The organism is Streptomyces eurythermus (genome assembly GCF_014649115.1).
GTDB classification, from domain to species: domain Bacteria; phylum Actinomycetota; class Actinomycetes; order Streptomycetales; family Streptomycetaceae; genus Streptomyces; species Streptomyces eurythermus.
Genome location: NZ_BMSK01000030.1, coordinates 40,629 through 55,975 on the forward strand (window position 1 = coordinate 40,629; position 15,347 = coordinate 55,975).

Consider the following 15,347-nt stretch of genomic DNA (forward strand, 5'->3'; position numbering starts at 1 on the left):
CGCTCAACCCCTCGGTCGAGCCTGGGTGGCATGGGCGGCCGGCGCGCTGGTCTACGTCATCGCCATCTTCAATCGGGGCAGTCTCGGCGTCGCCGGGCCGATGGCCGTAGACCGCCTCGGAATCGACGCCACGGCTCTGGCCACGTTCAGCGCGGTACAACTCGGCGTTTTCGCCGCCACCCAGATCCCCGTCGGCCTCTTCGTCGACCGCTACGGGCCGCGGAAAATGCTGACCACGAGTCTGTCGGTCATGGCAGCCGGGCAGACGATGGTGGCCGTCGGTGAGAATTTCTCCACGGTGCTGATCGGCCGCGCCCTGCTGGGCTGCGGTGACGCCATGGTGATGATCAGCGTACTGCGGTTGATCGCCGCGTGGTTCCCTGCCGCGCGTACTCCCGTTCTCGCCCAGGTCACCATCGTGGCGGGCAGCGCAGGCGGCCTCGCCGCCGCGTCCCCGTTGTCCGCCGCGCTGCGGGCGTTCGGGTGGGAGCCTGTCTTCTCCTCCATCGCGCTGATGACCGCGTGCATGATCGCCGTGGTATGGCTGACCGTGCAGGACACACCACCCGGCAGTCCGCTGTCCGGGCCACGCGACGCCGCCGCAGGCGGCACTCTGCGAACCGGCCTGGCCGAGGCGTGGCGGCAGCCTACGACTCAGCTCGGCCTGTGGCTGATGTTCACGGTTCACTTCCCCGTCCAGGTGTTCGTCCTGCTGTGGGGCTATCCCTTCCTGACCCAGAGCCAAGGGCTCTCCGAGACGACGGCCGGCTACGTGACCGCGGTGCCCCTGGTCATGACCATGGCACTCGGCCCTGTGTTCGGCGTCATCTCCGGCCGGCGTCCCCACTGGCGCATGCCCATGGTGCTCGGCATCGCGTCGGCCACCACCCTGACGTGGGCCATGGTGCTGTTGTGGCCCGGCGCGCAGGCGCCCCTTCCCGCCCTGTTCCTGCTGGCAACGATCCTCGGCCTGGGCAACCCGGCTGCGGCATTCGGTCTGGACATCGCGCGCGCCGGCAGCCCGCCGCACCGTGTCGGCGCCGCTTCGGGCATCGCCAACATCGGCGGCTACATAGCTGCCTTGCTGGCCATGATGCTCATCGGCGTTACGCTCGACCACACACACGCCCCCTCCACGGACCCCAGCCCTGCAGACTTCCGCATCGCTTTGGCCACCCAGATCCTGGTTCAGCTGCTGGGAGTCGGCCTCCTGCTGCGGCGTATACACCGCCGGCCGGGCTCGCCCGCCGAAGGGCCCCACCGTCGATCAACATGACGACAAGGACGTACCGGCCGGCCGAGACCATCGCTGAGAGGACACCCGACCATGGCACCAGCCCGGCAACAGTCCCCGGCCGAGAAGCACCGGGCAGCAATCGAGGCATTTCTGCGCGACCGCGGAGCCGCCCGGATGCCTCATCCGGGCGGCACGCTCCTGGAGCACCTACGGCGCGTTCAGCAGCTGCTGGCCGAATGGGGGGCGAGTCCCGTCGTCCAGACCGCAGGGCTCTGTCATGCGACCTACGGAACCGACGGCTTCGCACCATCACTGCTGCCCCACACCGACCGAGCGACGCTCGTCGCCCTGATCGGCGAACCGGCGGAGGCGCTGGTCTACCTGTACGCCAGCTGCGACCGCGCGACCGTCTACCCGCGCATCGACGGCACCACGGTAGTCGCCTTCCGGGACCGCTTCACCAGCCGTGAGCACCGTCCCACGCCCAGCGACCTGCGGGCGTTTCTCGAGATCACGGCCGCCAACGAACTCGACGTGCTGGCGCACAACGCGGAACTGGCCAGGCAGCACGGACCCGAACTGTACGGCTTCCTCAAACGGGTCGGCTCGCTGCTGTCCCCGGCCGCACAGGACGCTGTCGCCCGACGGCTGGCATAGGTCTCCGCGCCGACCCGCCCCGCAAGGCGTCCGTCCGGCCGGACGTGCCTCCGTGGGAGGCCGTGGACGCCCTTGGGCGTCTTGCCGCACAGGAGGGCGGCCGGCTGCGGGCGCTGAGGCATGTGGCCGCGGCCGGGCAATCGGTGCTGGGATCGGCGCGGCTTCCGGACCAGGTCGAGGAGGCTGCGAAATGTTGCGCACACCTGGTTCCCAGTGGCCCGGGTCGCCGGCTTCCTGGACGGTGTCGCCGGCGGCGCCAACCTGGGCGAGGAACTGGTGGTGTACGGCGACGGGCGGGACGTGACGGTCGCGGAGGGTTTCTGTCCGCACCGCGGTGTCGCGCTGCGGCTCGGCAGGACCCGCGACGGAGCGCTGGAGTGCCCCGTACCACGGCTGGCTGTTCACTGGGGGAGCGGGCGGTGCACGCGCGTGCCCCCCCTGCCGCCGGGCAGGACCAGCCCGGGACGCCGACCATGACCTCGTCGGCTACCTCACCGGCGACCCGCGCATCGCCGCCGGGCGCCTGGTCGGCGACGCCGTGCGGCGAACGGAGTGCCCCGTACGCGGACAACGCCACCGCCCTCGTCGCCCGCATCACGTACTGAGGAGACCTCACCGATGGACACCCCGCCCGCCCCTGCTACCGACACCCACGATCAGCACATCATCGACCTGCGTGCCGCGATCCAGCGCGCCATGCCCCTGCTCAGCTTCGCTGCCGGACGGGAGAGGGCCACCCCCCGGCAGGCCGGTCTGCTGCTGGCCGCCGCCGCCGACGACATGACGGAGCTCCTGAACCGCACCGCCCCCTGAATCCGGACCTTTGGAGGGCCGCCATGCTCCGCCGCCGTCACCGTGGCGGTGCGCCGGGGCGGATTTCCGGGTTCGGGTGCTGAGGGCGGGGGAGACGCGGAATGCCGGCGCCGGCAGCGCCGCACATCCTCGGTGATCGACGGTGCGGTCGAGGCCCCCTCCGACACCGTCCAGCAGCTCGCGCAGGTCGGCGGCCGCGGGCTCACCGGCCTGCGCACGTTGGAACACGGCCAGGACCTGCCAAAGGTGGTCCAGCTCCCATCCCGGCAGCCGGCGGCGCGCGTACGAGGACGCTCGGTTCTCGTACCCGCGGCCGGGCCGTGTGCGCTGGGTCCGTACAGCGGGGGCGCCGTGACGCTGGACCACGCCGGCTCAGCGGCCGGATGAAGCATTCGGTGGGTTCAAGGGCCGCCGCAGGTCAGCCGGCGGTGGCCTCGCTGTCGTAGCGGGCGCGGTTCGCGGTGATCTCGTCGTGGTGGGTGCCCGCCCAGTCGACGAGGGCGGTGACGGCGTCGAGGAGGGTGGTGCCCAGGTCGGTCAGGGCGTATTCGACGCGTGGGGGCACTTCGGGGTAGGCGGTGCGGGTGACCAGGCCGTCGCGCTGGAGCTGGCGCAGGGTGTGGGTGAGCATGCGCTGGGAGATGCCGGTGACGGCGTTCTGCAGGTCGGTGTAGCGCAGGGGGCCGTGCTCCAGGGTGCCGATGACGAGCACGGTCCACTTGTCGCCGGCCCGGTCCACGATCTGCTGGATGGTCTCGCCCTGCTCGGCAGGCCAGCGGGCACACGGCCCGGACAGTGCGGCGGCCCGCTCGTCCTTTGCGTCGGCCTGCATGACGCACCTGCCTTTCCGGTTCCGCACACGCGTGTGCCTTTTGTAGACCTCTCCGTGGCGACGCACGATGGCGTTGCGCACCAATCGTACGTAACGACTTCATCGGTGCGTAGCGGGACATCGGCCCGGCGTGAACCGCGCGCGGGGCGACGCCGGCGCCCGCGAGAGAGAACGTCACCCCCATCACCGTTCGGGCGGCACCCACCCGCCTTCTGGAGGAAAATCATGACCATGCGCGCCGCGACCGTTTCCCGCTTCGGCGGTCCCGAGGCCGTCGAGATCACCGAGCACCCGCTCCCCGTACCGGGCGAGGGGCAGGTGCGCGTCAAGGTGAAGGCTGCCGCGATCAACCCGGTGGATGTCGCCATGCGTTCCGGCGTCTTCGGCGGCCAGGGCCCCGTCGGGCTCGGCTTCGATGTGGCCGGTGTGGTCGACGCCGTCGGCCCCGGCGCCGACTGGAAGGTGGGCGAGCGCGTCTTCGCGGTGGTGACCGGACACCACAAGCCGCTGGGAACCCACGCGGACTACATCGTCGTGGACGCCGGCATCCTCGCTCCGTCCCCCGCCTCCCTCGACGACGTCCATGCCGCCACCCTGCCGCTGAACGCCACGACCGCTTCCCAGGCGCTCGACCTGCTCGACCTGGCTCCGGGGCAGACCTTGCTGGTCGTCGGCGCGAACGGCGGGGTGGGCGCCCACGCGGTGGAACTGGCCCACCAGCGGGGACTGAAGGTCACCGGGGCGGGGGACGCGGCCTTCGAGGACTTCGTCCGTGCCCGCGGCGCCGATCACTTCCTGGCCCGCGGTGAGACCTTCGAGCCGGCGTCCTTCGACGGCGTCCTGGACACCGCGAGCCTGGGTGCCGCCGCGCTTGCCGCCGTCCGTGACGGCGGCGCCTACGCCGGCCTGTGGCCGGGCAGCGAACCCGCCTCCGAGCGCGGCATCCGTGTGGAGGCCGTCAGCGTGCGGTCCGACGCCGCCCTCCTCGACGACCTGTCCCGCCTGGCCGACCAGGGCGTGCTCTTCGCCCGCGTCGCCAGGACCGATCACCTGACCGCCGCGGCCGAGGCCCACGCACGACTCGCCGAGGGCGGCCTGCCCGGACGCATCGTCCTCGTGCCGTGAACCGCTCGCCCGCCGACGACGGCCCCGACGGCGCCCTGTGCATGTGCCGCCGAGGCGCCCACCCCGCCCGGTTCCCGCACACTCCCAGCCGCGTCGACCGCCTCGGCGGTCCTGGCAGCAGCGCCGCCATCCTCACCGACGCCCCGGGCGAGGACCTCGCCCTCCGTCGCCTGATCCACATCCACCGCACGCCCGCACCACGAACCACGGAGGACATCCCATGACGAAGATCGCTGTCTTCGGCGCCAATGGCACCATCGGCTCCGCCATCGTGCGCGAGGCCCTGCGCCGAGGCCACCGCGTCACCGCGGTCGTCCGCGACCCCGCGAAGGTCACCGAACGGCACGCCGACCTGACCGTCACCACGGGCGACGTCCTGGACCCGCAGTCGGTCACCGCCGCCGCGAAGGGCCAGGACGTCGTCGTCAGCGCCGTCGGCGGCGGTGACGGCCCCGGCCACCTCGCCACCATCCGGCCCGCCGCCGAAGCCCTCACCGAAGGTCTGCGCGCCCTCGGCGACCGGTCCCCCCGCCTGATCACCGTCGGCGGCGCCGGCTCCCTGCGCACCCCCGACGGCAAGCAGGTCTGGGACGCCCCCGGGCTGCCCGACTTCCTCCTGCAGATCATGCACGCCCACGGCGACGCCCTCGACCACTACCGCACCGTCACCGACGTCGACTGGACCAACCTCAGCCCCGCGGCGACGATCGCCCCCGGCGACCGCACCGGCGTCTACCGGACCGCCCTGGACGACCTCGTCACGGACGAGAACGGCGACAGCACCATCTCCGTCGAGGACTACGCCGTCGCCCTCCTCGACGAGATCGAGCAGCCCCGCCACCACCGCCAGCGCTTCACCGTCGGCTACTGACCTCCGACCCGCGCGACCAAACCTCGGCCCGCCCCCGGCAGGACGGCGGGCCGAATCGCGTACCGCGACGCCCGGCGCCCGACGCAGCCGCCGGGCGATGGGTCAGCCGACTATGACTGGTCGTAATGAACACCCGCCTGCTACAACAACTTTGCGGCTACAGAACCGCAGCACCTCCACACAAGGTGCACAGCCATGCCCCCGGGTTCTCGGCGATGTCCAGCGCGTGCTCCACATCGAGCAGCAGCGCGCCCCGCGGGGCGTCCTCGCAGTCCGGCGCGCGCAGCACACCCCGGGCCGGGCCTCGCCCCCACTGGACGGCCCTTGCCCTATGTCCGCGCTGCCTGCACGGCTGTGCATGCGTGGACACGGTGGATCAACGGTGGCGGTGACGGTACCCGGCGCCGGCTGGAGTCCTGGGCGCGCCGCTTCCGGGGAACCCGCCGCACGGCCGGGGCGGGTGGTGGCCGTCTGGACGACGGCCTCTTGTGTCCAGGTAGGAGGTGATCCGCTCGCGGTCGTGGCACATCACCCGTCGGCTGGAGTCGACCTGGTCGGCACGATCGGCCGCGCGGCCCTGGGCGACCTCCTGCCCGCACGCCGACGGCAACGGGTGAAGGCCCGCACCCGAAAGCACCCCACCAGCAAGTACGGCCCGAACGCGGGACAACACCCCCACAAGGCCCAGAACCGCACCGTCCGTACCACCGTCTTGTTCTTCGCCCACGGCCTCAAAAGCCGCTCATGACCCCGACGCAACGGTGCTGAGGCCCCAGCTCGTGGTGACGAGGGGCCTTCACCACGGCGCGCCCGGCCCGAACGGTTCGAAGAACATGACGTCCAGCGGATGCAGGTCCCGGCCGGTCAGACCGGGGAATCCGGATTCGGCGGGGCCGCCGCGCAACCACGTGAGCAGGGTTGCCGTGAAGTCGCCCGGCAGGGGCGGTCCTTGGTCGCAGTGGCGTGGGTTGACGGCTACGCGCCACGTCTCGGGCGGGCCGTCCGCGCACCAGCCGATCTGGTCCCCGTCGATCGTCGACGCGAACGGCAGGAAGCCGCCGGGCTCGGGCCACGCGGGCATCGGGTAGTACTGGGGATGGGCGGCGCGCAGTTGGCGGTATCCGTCAAGCATGCCCTCGACGGTGGCCGCGAGCCCCTGATCCCGTGGCCGGTCCAGGGACAGTGGGGCGCTCATGTCCAGCCACCAGCTCCAGTTGCCCGCCCCGTACCGCTCCGTGAGCGCCACGAAGTCCGGCGGCAGCCGGGTGCCGAGCCGCTCGAAGACCTGCTCCCATGTGCCCTCGCCCATGTACGGCTCCAGGGGCGGTGGGACCAGCGCCATGACGGCGTCAAGGCCCGAGCCCTCGGTGAGCGCCGCGTGCTGCCGCGCGTCCACGGCGGTGCCCGCAGGCGGTGGCGACCAGGGGGCGGCCCCGGCCAGCGGCGGCCAGACCCGTATCTGTGAGGACAGCGGGCCCAGCAGCCCGCCGGGCTCGCCCGGGTGCGGCACGCCGGTACGCAGCAGCGTGAACAGCAGTTCCAGGAGCGGGACTTCGTAGTCCACCCAGGGCTCGCTCACCCCGACTGCCACATTCGTGGTCATGAGCGTGACCGGCCACTCGTCGGGGTCGTCCGACGCACCCGTGTTCCAGAAGAGGTGGTCGCCGCTCCTCGTCGTGGCGAAGGCGAGCAGGCCGCCCTCCTCGGGCAGGAAGGGGCGCCGCCGCGCGGTGAACATGCCGGGCCGGATCGCCGAGTGCCGGCGCGTCTCGACGATCCATGCTGCGTACTCGAAGCGGCCGTCGGTGCTGACGCACGGGGGGTGCAGCCGGATCGCCGCATCCGGGCCGCCTATCTCGGCCGCACCGTACGCCGACACGAGCGCCTTGTAGTCACCGGGCAGCGCGGTGCCGAGCCAGCCCTCGACCGCCGCCCAGTCGACGGCGGGCGCCGGGCCGGGCGGCGGTCCGACGAGACCTGTGAACGCGGTGATCCGCGCAGAGTGATCCATGGAGCCGAGGATGACATGCCCCACCGACATCGAGACTGGGACCTGGCACCGCTCGGGCGTCTGGCCCGCCCACTGACTGACGCTTCGGCTGTCCTCGGGTTGAATCGCTCGGCTCCCGGGCGGTGCCACAGCGCGCGTGACCGGCCGGTCCACCATGGCCTCATTGCCTCGCCCAACCCCCTTGCCCCGCAGGCCACAGCGTTGACGCAACGGTGTTGATCAGCACCTTCCGGTGTGATCTTGTACTCGAAGCGGTCGTAGCGCAGCCGCAGCGCGGCGGTACGGTCCCGGGCTTTCAGGAGCACCGGGCCGAGGCTGCCCCCGGGTGACAGGTCGCGGTGCCCGTAAAGTTCCAGCGGCAGGCCGTGGTCGGGATCCACTCGCCGCCGTCGGGGGGATGGGGTGGGGCGTCGAGGAAGACGACAAGGGCGTAGGGGTAGTCGTCGGTGTGGGAGCCGTGGGTGTCGTCTTGGTGGTGCAAGGTGATCATGTGGCGCGGTCGCCTGGCTGTGGCCAGGCCCCGCCTCGTCGAAGGCGCCGGTGAAGACGAGCCCGCCCGTGGAGGAACTCCACCTTCTGCGCGGTGGTGCGCCACCGGCACAGCAACACCTGAGGGGTCACGGGCTCGGCTGCCAGCGGCAGGTCAGGCCCGGACATGCGCGGCATCCGCTGAATCGGTGAGCGAACGCGCCGCACGTCGGGGTGACGTCGAAACGGCGGTGTACGATCCGCGGATCGCGGACCAGTTGGCCCTCTTCGGGAGTCCCGCCTACCGACCGCCGGGGCCGATTCACCTTCGAGTGCGCTCCAGCAGCCACACTGACTGCGAGATCGAGTGCACGGCACAGAACGGCGGCTGCAGATGACGACGACGAACCGGGCGGGGCACCCCCTGCCGTACGACACCTACCGTGAGGCGATCGGGCGGGAGACCCGCCGCTTCGCCGACGCGGTGCGGGACGCCGACCCAGCCGGCGCCGTGCCGTACTGCCCCGGTTGGACCCTGGCCGATCTCACCCGGCACGTGGGAGCGCTGCAGCGCTGGTTCTGCGTCCTGCTGTCCCGGCGGGTGCAGGAGGTTCCCCGTGACCGGGACGTCGAGCTGGGGCTTCCCGAGGACGTGCGGGATTACGCCGACTGGCTGACGGCGGGCGTGCCCGCGGTGGCCGCTGTGCTGCGGGACACCGATCCCGGCGCGACGATGTGGACCTGGGGCGCCGATCCGCACGCCCGGTTCTGGGCCCGGAGGATGCTGTTCGAGACGCTGGTGCACCGGGTGGACGCGGAGCGTGCCGTCGGCCGCGACGCCGATGTCGACCCGGAGCTGGCCGCGGACGGCGTCGACGAGTTCCTGGTCAACCTGCCGTACGCGGGTCTCTTCGCGCCGGGGGTGACCGAACTGCGCGGCGACGGCGAGATCCTTGCGTTCGGGTGCACGGACGCCGGTGGCGCGGCCGGCGAGGAGTGGCGGGTACGGCTGGAGCCGGACGGCTTCCGGCCGGTGGCGGGCGGCGGGAGCGACCCCGGGGCGGCGGACTCCGCGGCCGTCCGGGCTCCGGCCGCGGACCTCCTGCTGCTGCTCTACGGCCGCCGGTCCCACCGGGAACCGGTCTTCGAGGTGTCGGGGGACACCGGGCTCCTGGACCGGTGGTTCGCGCACACGGCGTTCTGACCCGGGCGCCGAGGCTCGTGTCGCCCGCTGGTCATCCGTACGTTCGCCGGTGCGGCTTTCCGGCGGCGAGGTGGGCGGCGAGCGCCGCGATGTCGTTCTGCAGCCGGTCGCCGCTGTGGGCGAGCAGGTCGTGGCGGAGCCGCTCCGGCAGCGCTTCCGGCGGCAGGGCGCACCAAGCACGCAGCCGCCGCAGCAGGGGTAGAAGGCCCCCCTAGGCGTCGCGCATTTCGGTGGTGCCGTGCGTGTCCAGCAGGAGCTGGTCGCCGGGGCGCAGCGGGTAGGCGTCGACGTGGTAGGGCTCCTCGAACCACGTGCTCCCCGGCGGGGATCGCGGCGAACACGGCGCTAGGCACTGCCGGTCCGCCACCGCGCCTACGACTCGCCCGAGATGCTGCGGCACGCCCTCCACCACGTTCTGACCGCCACGCCCCTGCCCGGGGAGGCGCGGGCCACCGCGGCCCCGGTGACGGCGCCGACCGGGGAGCACGACCTGCGCCCCAAACCCGGTGCGACCGGGCCACCTGCTCCCCGCTGGAGGCCCCGAACGCGTGGAGACGTGAAGACCGTCACGGACGGCACCCTGTCGGTCGCGGCCCCGGGCAAGAGGAACTTCCGGGCGTACGTGCCAGGCGGTGCCGGCCGGATCGGCAGTGATGGCCCCCTACGTGAAGCGACCTCTGGGCGGCGGCACGCCGCGGGCCCGGAACACAGCTGCACCTGGAACCGGGCGCGGAGCGACAGCCGACGTCCCGTCCGGATGGCCCGGCCTCGTCCCGGCATGACGACGGATCCGCCAGGCACGCTTCGACCTGGACACCGCGGGTACTCCCCGCCCGGTACGACACACACGTAGCGCCGGGAGGTACCTCATGGGCAAGCTGGGAGACATGGCGAACAAGGCCAAGGGGATGGCGAAGGCCCATCCGGACCAGGCCGACAAGGGTGTCGACAGCGTCGAGCGAATGGTCGACGAGCGTACAGGGGACAAGTACGACGCGCAGACCGACAAGGCCGCCGACGCCGTGCACCGTTCCTATGGCGGCGGCGAGTGACGGACCGCTGAACCCGCGGCACCCGGAACCGGGCTCCGGCGTCGATCGCCGGGGCCCGGTCGTGTTCCGGACGCGGAGCGGCGGCTAGTAGTGCTTCGTTACGTCGGGTGATCTCGCCTGGTGGCGGGCATCTGTCGGGCATGAGGCTGGGGGAGTGGAACGGCTCCGGGGTGAGTTTTCGCAAGTTCGTGGCCGATGTGTTCGGGGTCGCTGCAGGAAGTCACCTGGCGGCAGGGCAGCAAGAGCACGACGACCTCGCAGTTCGCCGTGCTGCAGGTGCGGCCGACGGGCAAGGAAGCCTGCCGCACCGCCCAAGAGAAGGCCGACGGACGAAGCCGCTGGAACGGCGTGCTGCCGCTGCGGACCCTGCTGGTCGAGCGATCCCGGGAAGCCGGTGGTGAGCCGACCGGTTACTGGATGACCAACCTGCCCGCCACCACGCCCGTCGCCGATCTGGTGCGGTGGGCCAAGATGCGCTGGCAGACCGAGCACGACTACCGCGAACTCGAGCACGGCCTGGGCCTGGACCACGTCGAAGGCCGCACCTGGCGCGGCTGGCACCACCACGTCACCCACGTCACCGCCGCCCAGGCCTTCCTCACCCTCCGGCGGCTCGACACAAAAGCCCAGACGCCGGCCTGACCCTCTACCAGCCTTGATGAGTCGATCCACCGACCGGCACCGCCTGAATGCCTGCGGCATCGTGTATGGAAGCCTGTCCACATGGACACATTCGCGGACCGATTCGACGGCGGGTGCAAGTGGTGGGAAGCCGCCATCGAAGAAGCGCAGGAAGGGCGCTGGGTCCGTGATGCCGTGGAACGGCAAGTCATCAAGGACATCGGCGCCGCCACAAACCCTCTTCATGGCGGACGGATGGCCCCGTTCACCGAGGACTCGTGGCACGTACGCATCGGGAGGATCGCGAACTGGGCCGGGGTGCTGCGGCTCGCGGCCCGGTCGGGCGGATGGGAGCTCCAACCCGTCGCCGGACGCATCCCGTCAAAACCTGCCGGCATGACCGAGCTGCTGTCTGGCATCTATGCGGTCGGCGAGCAAGGAGAAATTTGGATGCGGCAGCTCCCGAAGGGTGAACTGCCACCAGAAGACGAGATTGCGAAGGCTGAGGGCTTCCTCACTGGGCCGGGATCCGTCGAGGACCTTGAGCTCTTCTTCTACGACTGAAAGGCCGTCGCTTCGCCGTCACCGCCGTGCCCGGACGAGGATGGCGGCGACGTGGAGTGCGGCCTGGTAGGCGATGGCGAGCTTGTCCGTTCGCATGGCCAGGCCGCGCCACTGCTTCAGCCGGTTGGTTGGGTGATGTCGGGCCCGCTCCTCTGACGGTGGCCGGTTCGGTCCGATCACATCGTTACGCGGGATATGTGCAGGGTGGAGGGACGAGGGCCAGGTGGTATCGGGTGTAGGTCTCGAAGACCTCGGCGACCTTGAAGCGGAGCCGGGTCAGCACGGCGCCACTCTTTCCGTTTCCGTGGGTGACGCCCGCGAACACGTCGGTGGCGCCCAACGTAGTGGCTCCGTACTCGATCAGCGCACGGCAGGCCGCAGTGGCGTACCCATGTCCCGTTGCCTCGTGGTCGAGCCAGTATCCGAAGCCGTACTTGGATGGGTTGACGGCCACAAGGTCGACGCGGCCGATGAGGGCGCTGTGAAGGAGGACGCCGCAGCGGAGGGACGGGCTGGGGTCGTTGAGCAGCTCGGCATGTGCCGTCTTGTAGTCCGATGCGGCCAGCGCCTGGTAGTCGCCGTGCTGGGTGAGGTGTTCGCGATTTCGGTCGATGAGCGCGTAATATTCATCGGCTTGCTCAGCAGTGAGTGCACACAGCGTCAATCCGGAGACGTGGGTTTTGAGTTCGGGAAAGATGTGCTTGTCGTGATGACTACCGGCCATGTCGGCTGACCCTACGACGGGGGCCGGGCCCCTGCCATGGCTTTTGGTGGCGTGCAGCGACTGAATGCCGCTCAGCCGTCCATGATCAGGCCGGTGCCGGTGAGCCAGCCGTCGACCAGGTCCGGCTGCGATGAACTTCCGCAGCGGGGCGGTCGGGCGGATGCGGACGTTGTCCCACACCAGCACGATCGGGCCGCCAAGCTGGATACGGGCCCGGATGAGCAGGCCACGGAAGTCACGCCATCCGAACCCTTCGGCCGGTCCTTGCGTCCGTTGTACTCGCGGACCGCGTAGAACATCCGAGAACGCTCGCCCGGCCCCACCGATACGGTCCAGCTGATGTCGTCAGTACCCTCGGCCGCTGCCGGGCCCCACGGCAAGCGCAAGGATGCGTTCCCAGGTGCCCTCCACGGCCCACCTGATCAGTCGTTTGTGGGCCGTACGAAACGAGCCGGGCTCGTCGGGCAGGTCCCGCCAAGGCGAGCAGGTTCGGTACTTCCACGCGATGGCCTCCACGGTTCGGCGGTGATCGTCGACCCACCACCGGCCACGGACCGGATCGGCCGACGTCAGCGGCTCGATCCGGTCCCACATCGCATCAGTGATGACTAACCGGACGGACACACGTCTGATCGACTGACCAACCCATCAAGGGACACGCTCTAGACGAGTTGTTCCTAATGTCGCCGGGGTAAAAGGGCTGATCCACTTCGCCTCAGTCTTGGTCATTAGCAGCTGATACGGCGCCGTCTGCCCAGATCTGTGCTTTCAGGTCGCGTCGCCAAGCAGGGTTTGGAGGGCCTGCCGGAAGGCGGCGGTGTCGATGTCCTGGCCGATGGCCAGGCGCTGCGAATATCCCGTGAGCATGGCGAGCAGTGCGCCGGCCACGCCGGAGGGGTCCGGCGAGTCGGGCAGGCCGCGGGCGCAGCGGTCCTGGCGGATGAGCCCGGCGACCTTCTCCTGGTCCTTGGCCAGTTGCGCCCGGATCTGGGCGGCGAGGTCGGGCGAGACGGCGGCCTCGGCCCAGACCTGCGCCATCAGCCGGGCGTGGCCGCCGTGGCGGGCGCGGACCCGGTCGAGCAGTTCGGCAGCGTCGCGGATGCTGGCGAGGTCGATGAGATTATCCACGGCGTCCTCGCAGACGGCCGCCACCAGGTCGTTCTTGCTGGGGAAGTAGCTGTAGACCGCTCCGGTGGACAGTCCGCTGGCGGCGACGATCTCACCGGTGGAGGTCTGGGCGAAGCCCTTGGCCGCGAACACCTCGCGGGCGGCGGCCAGGATCTGCCGGCGCCGGGCGTCGCGGTGCTCCTGGGTAACCTTGGGCATAAAAAGAACGACCTCTCGTTTTATTGTAGAGTGAGGCTCACCCTACCCGACCGCCGACTCCCGGAAGGCGGCGCCCTCCGACGAAGGAGTTGTGTCTCATGACATCCACCACCGTGACATCCGCCTCTGGGCCAGCTGGCGAGTTTGCCGGCGTTCGAGTCCTGGTCACCGGCGGCACGAAGGGAATCGGCGCGGCTGTCGCGGTCCGGTTCGCCGAGGCCGGGGCCGACGTCGTCGTCGCGGCCCGCACGCCGGTCGACGAGCCGCCGGCCGGCAGGTTCGTCGCCGCCAACCTCGCCACCGCCGACGGGGCCGCCGCCCTCGCCGCGCAGGCGACGCAGTTGCTCGGAGGAATCGATGTCCTGATCAACAACGCCGGCAGCCAGACGCACATCCCAGGCGGGGCGCTCGACGCGGCCGACGACGACTGGTACCGCGACCTCGACACCAACCTGATGTCCGCGGTCCGCCTGGACCGGGCCCTGTTGCCGGGGATGATCGCGCAAAACCGCGGAGTCATCATCCACGTCACATCGGGCCAAGCCCGCCTGCCCGGCCCCGCGTCCCTCCCGTACGCGGCGGCGAAGGCCGCGACGACCGTCTACAGCAAGGGCCTGGCCAACGAGGTCGGCAAGCACGGGATCAGAGTGAACACCGTCGTCCCCGGACTCATCGAGACCCCGGCCGTCACCCGGCGTCTGAACCAGATCACCGCCGACAGCGGCCAGGACGCCGAAACGGCCCGCCGGCAGCTGATCGACCGGGTCGGCATCCCGCTCGGGCGCCCCGGCCAGCCCACCGACGTCGCCGAACTCGTCGCGTTCCTCGCCTCCGACCGCGCGGCGTTCCTCACCGGCAGCCAGTACGTCGTCGACGGCGGCAGCATTCCGACGGTCTAGCCAGGCGCGAAGTTCCTGATCGGTTCAGTGGTCGTAGGCGATCAGTGATCGGGAGACGGTTGCACCGGTCTTGTTGTTGTGCCAGATCGCTGCGGCCAGGGCCAGGACGCGCTGGGCGACGCGGACCGCCACACCTTCGATGGCGCGTGCACCGTGTTGCTCCAGGTCGAGCTGACCCTTGAGGGTGTCGTTGACCGACTCGATCAGTTGGCGGACCTTCTTGAGCACCGGCTCGCCGTACCGCTGCCTCTCCCGCTTGCGCGAGGGCCGCAGCAGCTCGATGCCTTGCCCGGCGAGGCCTTTTCGAATGGCTTGGACGCGAAGCCCTTGTCCGAGATCAGCACGATGCCCTCGCGGTCGGCGACCAGGTCGGCGTCGACCTCCAGCATCGCCGCAAGGACCTCGCGCTCGCCTATCTTCGGGTTGGCCAGCGCCCACATGATCGGCATTCCGGTCGGGGTGCACACCAGGTACAAGCGTAGGCCCCAAAAGAACCGGGAGTGGGAGGCGCAGTAGCCGTAGCCGGCCCAGCCCGCGAGATTGGAACGCTGCACGGTCGGGCGCGACATCCCGCACGGCACCGGAGTCGAGTCGGTGATGCAGAGGTTGTCGAACCAGAAGTCGCTATCCATCCCCAGTTCCCGGATCATGCGCTTGACCAGCCCGAGCGTGGAGCGGAGCCGCTTGTTGTAGCCCGCGCGCTGCGGCAGGTACGGGAACATACCCGTCAGGTGCTTGTTCGCGTAGCGCAACCAGCGCGACTCAGAGTGGTAGCCGAGCAGGGCCTGGGCCACGGCCAGGCAGACGAGTTCGGAGTCGCTGAGCAGCGGCGGCCTGCCCATGCATCGGGTTCCCCCGATCTCGTCGTCGATCTTCACATACAGTGCGGTCAAGAGGGTGTTCAGGTCTGTCGTCACACACGGATCTTGGACACCCTCGCCCC

19 protein-coding genes and 5 pseudogenes are annotated in these 15,347 nt (G+C 70.6%); 13 read left to right on the plus strand and 11 right to left on the minus strand.

What is annotated here, in order from left to right; genetic code table 11:
• The first annotated feature begins 25 nt into the window (after positions 1-25).
• From IE251_RS37355 to IE251_RS37370, 4 genes are all read left to right on the plus strand, one after another.
• Positions 26-1,276 carry an MFS transporter gene (locus IE251_RS37355; RefSeq protein WP_189757393.1) on the plus strand — a complete coding sequence of 417 codons (1,251 nt, stop codon included), beginning with the start codon at positions 26-28 and terminating at the stop codon, positions 1,274-1,276.
• A gap of 51 nt (positions 1,277-1,327) precedes the next feature.
• Complete coding sequence (locus IE251_RS37360; protein WP_189757394.1) at positions 1,328-1,894, plus strand: DUF6817 domain-containing protein; 567 nt, start codon at positions 1,328-1,330, stop codon at positions 1,892-1,894.
• 120 nt (positions 1,895-2,014) lie between these two features.
• Complete coding sequence (locus tag IE251_RS42245) at positions 2,015-2,371, plus strand: Rieske 2Fe-2S domain-containing protein (RefSeq protein WP_350968822.1); 357 nt, start codon at positions 2,015-2,017, stop codon at positions 2,369-2,371.
• 141 nt (positions 2,372-2,512) lie between these two features.
• The gene (locus tag IE251_RS37370; protein WP_189757396.1) at positions 2,513-2,707 is read left to right on the plus strand and encodes a hypothetical protein; all 195 of its coding nucleotides are present in this window, start codon (positions 2,513-2,515) and stop codon (positions 2,705-2,707) included.
• A gap of 418 nt (positions 2,708-3,125) precedes the next feature.
• On the opposite strand, the gene IE251_RS37375 is transcribed toward IE251_RS37370, so the two are convergent.
• Entirely contained in the window at positions 3,126-3,539 is a 414-nt protein-coding gene (locus IE251_RS37375) for a winged helix-turn-helix transcriptional regulator (RefSeq protein WP_189757397.1), read from the minus strand.
• Positions 3,540-3,770: 231 nt separating this feature from the next.
• Here IE251_RS37375 and IE251_RS37380 point away from each other — a divergent pair, with 231 nt between their 5' ends.
• Genes IE251_RS37380 through IE251_RS37390 form a run of 3 tightly spaced genes read left to right on the plus strand, consistent with a single transcriptional unit; the run spans position 3,771 to position 5,535 of the window.
• Positions 3,771-4,664 carry an NADP-dependent oxidoreductase gene (locus IE251_RS37380; RefSeq protein ID WP_189757436.1) on the plus strand — a complete coding sequence of 298 codons (894 nt, stop codon included), beginning with the start codon at positions 3,771-3,773 and terminating at the stop codon, positions 4,662-4,664.
• A complete protein-coding gene (locus tag IE251_RS37385; protein WP_189757398.1) occupies positions 4,661-4,888 on the plus strand; it encodes a hypothetical protein in 228 nt (75 codons plus the stop codon). The genes IE251_RS37380 and IE251_RS37385 overlap by 4 nt, the downstream gene beginning before the upstream one ends.
• Entirely contained in the window at positions 4,885-5,535 is a 651-nt protein-coding gene (locus IE251_RS37390) for an NAD(P)-dependent oxidoreductase (RefSeq protein WP_189757399.1), read from the plus strand. The genes IE251_RS37385 and IE251_RS37390 overlap by 4 nt, the downstream gene beginning before the upstream one ends.
• Before the next feature lie 157 nt (positions 5,536-5,692).
• On the opposite strand, the gene IE251_RS41830 is transcribed toward IE251_RS37390, so the two are convergent.
• A complete protein-coding gene (locus IE251_RS41830; RefSeq protein ID WP_268253364.1) occupies positions 5,693-5,905 on the minus strand; it encodes a DUF6233 domain-containing protein in 213 nt (70 codons plus the stop codon).
• A 150-nt stretch (positions 5,906-6,055) separates the two neighbouring features.
• Between IE251_RS41830 and IE251_RS37395 the strand changes: the two genes are divergently transcribed.
• Complete coding sequence (locus IE251_RS37395; RefSeq protein WP_189757400.1) at positions 6,056-6,283, plus strand: hypothetical protein; 228 nt, start codon at positions 6,056-6,058, stop codon at positions 6,281-6,283.
• A gap of 48 nt (positions 6,284-6,331) precedes the next feature.
• On the opposite strand, the gene IE251_RS37400 is transcribed toward IE251_RS37395, so the two are convergent.
• Entirely contained in the window at positions 6,332-7,546 is a 1,215-nt protein-coding gene (locus IE251_RS37400) for an SMI1/KNR4 family protein (RefSeq protein ID WP_229897105.1), read from the minus strand.
• Positions 7,547-7,841: 295 nt separating this feature from the next.
• Positions 7,842-8,036: a HalD/BesD family halogenase gene (locus tag IE251_RS42350; protein WP_189757402.1), complete on the minus strand. Its 195-nt coding sequence runs from the start codon at positions 8,034-8,036 to the stop codon at positions 7,842-7,844.
• A 372-nt stretch (positions 8,037-8,408) separates the two neighbouring features.
• Between IE251_RS42350 and IE251_RS37410 the strand changes: the two genes are divergently transcribed.
• Positions 8,409-9,218: a maleylpyruvate isomerase family mycothiol-dependent enzyme gene (locus IE251_RS37410; RefSeq protein WP_189757403.1), complete on the plus strand. Its 810-nt coding sequence runs from the start codon at positions 8,409-8,411 to the stop codon at positions 9,216-9,218.
• Positions 9,219-9,429: 211 nt separating this feature from the next.
• Here IE251_RS37410 and IE251_RS37415 read toward each other — a convergent pair whose 3' ends face one another.
• A complete protein-coding gene (locus IE251_RS37415) occupies positions 9,430-9,618 on the minus strand; it encodes a hypothetical protein (protein WP_189757404.1) in 189 nt (62 codons plus the stop codon).
• A 469-nt stretch (positions 9,619-10,087) separates the two neighbouring features.
• Between IE251_RS37415 and IE251_RS37420 the strand changes: the two genes are divergently transcribed.
• From IE251_RS37420 to IE251_RS37430, 3 genes and pseudogenes are all read left to right on the plus strand, one after another.
• The gene (locus IE251_RS37420) at positions 10,088-10,270 is read left to right on the plus strand and encodes an antitoxin (protein ID WP_189757405.1); all 183 of its coding nucleotides are present in this window, start codon (positions 10,088-10,090) and stop codon (positions 10,268-10,270) included.
• A 216-nt stretch (positions 10,271-10,486) separates the two neighbouring features.
• Positions 10,487-10,912: pseudogene (locus tag IE251_RS37425) on the plus strand (IS701 family transposase); the annotation flags it as partial.
• Positions 10,913-10,993: 81 nt separating this feature from the next.
• Positions 10,994-11,455, plus strand: coding sequence for a hypothetical protein (locus IE251_RS37430; RefSeq protein WP_189757406.1), 462 nt, complete (start codon positions 10,994-10,996; stop codon positions 11,453-11,455).
• Positions 11,456-11,473: 18 nt separating this feature from the next.
• Here the strand turns inward: IE251_RS37430 and IE251_RS37435 are convergent.
• The 5 genes and pseudogenes from IE251_RS37435 to IE251_RS37450 all read right to left on the minus strand — a co-directional run.
• Positions 11,474-11,581, minus strand: a pseudogene (locus IE251_RS37435) (IS5/IS1182 family transposase); the annotation flags it as partial.
• Positions 11,582-11,639: 58 nt separating this feature from the next.
• The gene (locus tag IE251_RS37440) at positions 11,640-12,179 is read right to left on the minus strand and encodes a GNAT family N-acetyltransferase (protein WP_189757407.1); all 540 of its coding nucleotides are present in this window, start codon (positions 12,177-12,179) and stop codon (positions 11,640-11,642) included.
• 123 nt (positions 12,180-12,302) lie between these two features.
• Positions 12,303-12,496 (minus strand): annotated as a pseudogene (locus IE251_RS42355) (IS630 family transposase); the annotation flags it as partial.
• A 3-nt stretch (positions 12,497-12,499) separates the two neighbouring features.
• Positions 12,500-12,803, minus strand: a pseudogene (locus IE251_RS37445) (transposase); the annotation flags it as partial.
• Positions 12,804-12,947: 144 nt separating this feature from the next.
• On the minus strand, positions 12,948-13,505 hold the full coding sequence (locus tag IE251_RS37450; protein ID WP_030399878.1) for a TetR/AcrR family transcriptional regulator: 558 nt from the start codon (positions 13,503-13,505) through the stop codon (positions 12,948-12,950).
• Between the two features lie 98 nt (positions 13,506-13,603).
• Between IE251_RS37450 and IE251_RS37455 the strand changes: the two genes are divergently transcribed.
• Complete coding sequence (locus IE251_RS37455; protein WP_189757408.1) at positions 13,604-14,404, plus strand: SDR family oxidoreductase; 801 nt, start codon at positions 13,604-13,606, stop codon at positions 14,402-14,404.
• A gap of 24 nt (positions 14,405-14,428) precedes the next feature.
• Here IE251_RS37455 and IE251_RS37460 read toward each other — a convergent pair.
• A pseudogene (locus IE251_RS37460) lies at positions 14,429-15,321 on the minus strand (IS982 family transposase).
• Between the last annotated feature and the right edge of the window lie 26 nt (positions 15,322-15,347).

Excerpts from the sequence above, each read along its gene's own strand:
- IE251_RS37380 (WP_189757436.1), top strand. The coding sequence starts at position 3,771 with ATGCGCGCCGCGACCGTTTCCCGCTTCGGCGGTCCCGAGGCCGTCGAG.
- IE251_RS37440 (WP_189757407.1), bottom strand. The coding sequence starts at position 12,179 with ATGGCCGGTAGTCATCACGACAAGCACATCTTTCCCGAACTCAAAACC.
- IE251_RS37375 (WP_189757397.1), bottom strand. The coding sequence starts at position 3,539 with ATGCAGGCCGACGCAAAGGACGAGCGGGCCGCCGCACTGTCCGGGCCG.
- IE251_RS42350 (WP_189757402.1), bottom strand. The coding sequence starts at position 8,036 with ATGATCACCTTGCACCACCAAGACGACACCCACGGCTCCCACACCGAC.
- IE251_RS37370 (WP_189757396.1), top strand. The coding sequence starts at position 2,513 with ATGGACACCCCGCCCGCCCCTGCTACCGACACCCACGATCAGCACATC.
- IE251_RS42245 (WP_350968822.1), top strand. The coding sequence starts at position 2,015 with ATGTGGCCGCGGCCGGGCAATCGGTGCTGGGATCGGCGCGGCTTCCGG.
- IE251_RS37450 (WP_030399878.1), bottom strand. The coding sequence starts at position 13,505 with ATGCCCAAGGTTACCCAGGAGCACCGCGACGCCCGGCGCCGGCAGATC.
- IE251_RS37360 (WP_189757394.1), top strand. The coding sequence starts at position 1,328 with ATGGCACCAGCCCGGCAACAGTCCCCGGCCGAGAAGCACCGGGCAGCA.
- IE251_RS37410 (WP_189757403.1), top strand. The coding sequence starts at position 8,409 with ATGACGACGACGAACCGGGCGGGGCACCCCCTGCCGTACGACACCTAC.
- IE251_RS37390 (WP_189757399.1), top strand. The coding sequence starts at position 4,885 with ATGACGAAGATCGCTGTCTTCGGCGCCAATGGCACCATCGGCTCCGCC.
- IE251_RS37430 (WP_189757406.1), top strand. The coding sequence starts at position 10,994 with ATGGACACATTCGCGGACCGATTCGACGGCGGGTGCAAGTGGTGGGAA.
- IE251_RS37400 (WP_229897105.1), bottom strand. The coding sequence starts at position 7,546 with ATGGATCACTCTGCGCGGATCACCGCGTTCACAGGTCTCGTCGGACCG.
- IE251_RS37420 (WP_189757405.1), top strand. The coding sequence starts at position 10,088 with ATGGGCAAGCTGGGAGACATGGCGAACAAGGCCAAGGGGATGGCGAAG.
- IE251_RS37455 (WP_189757408.1), top strand. The coding sequence starts at position 13,604 with ATGACATCCACCACCGTGACATCCGCCTCTGGGCCAGCTGGCGAGTTT.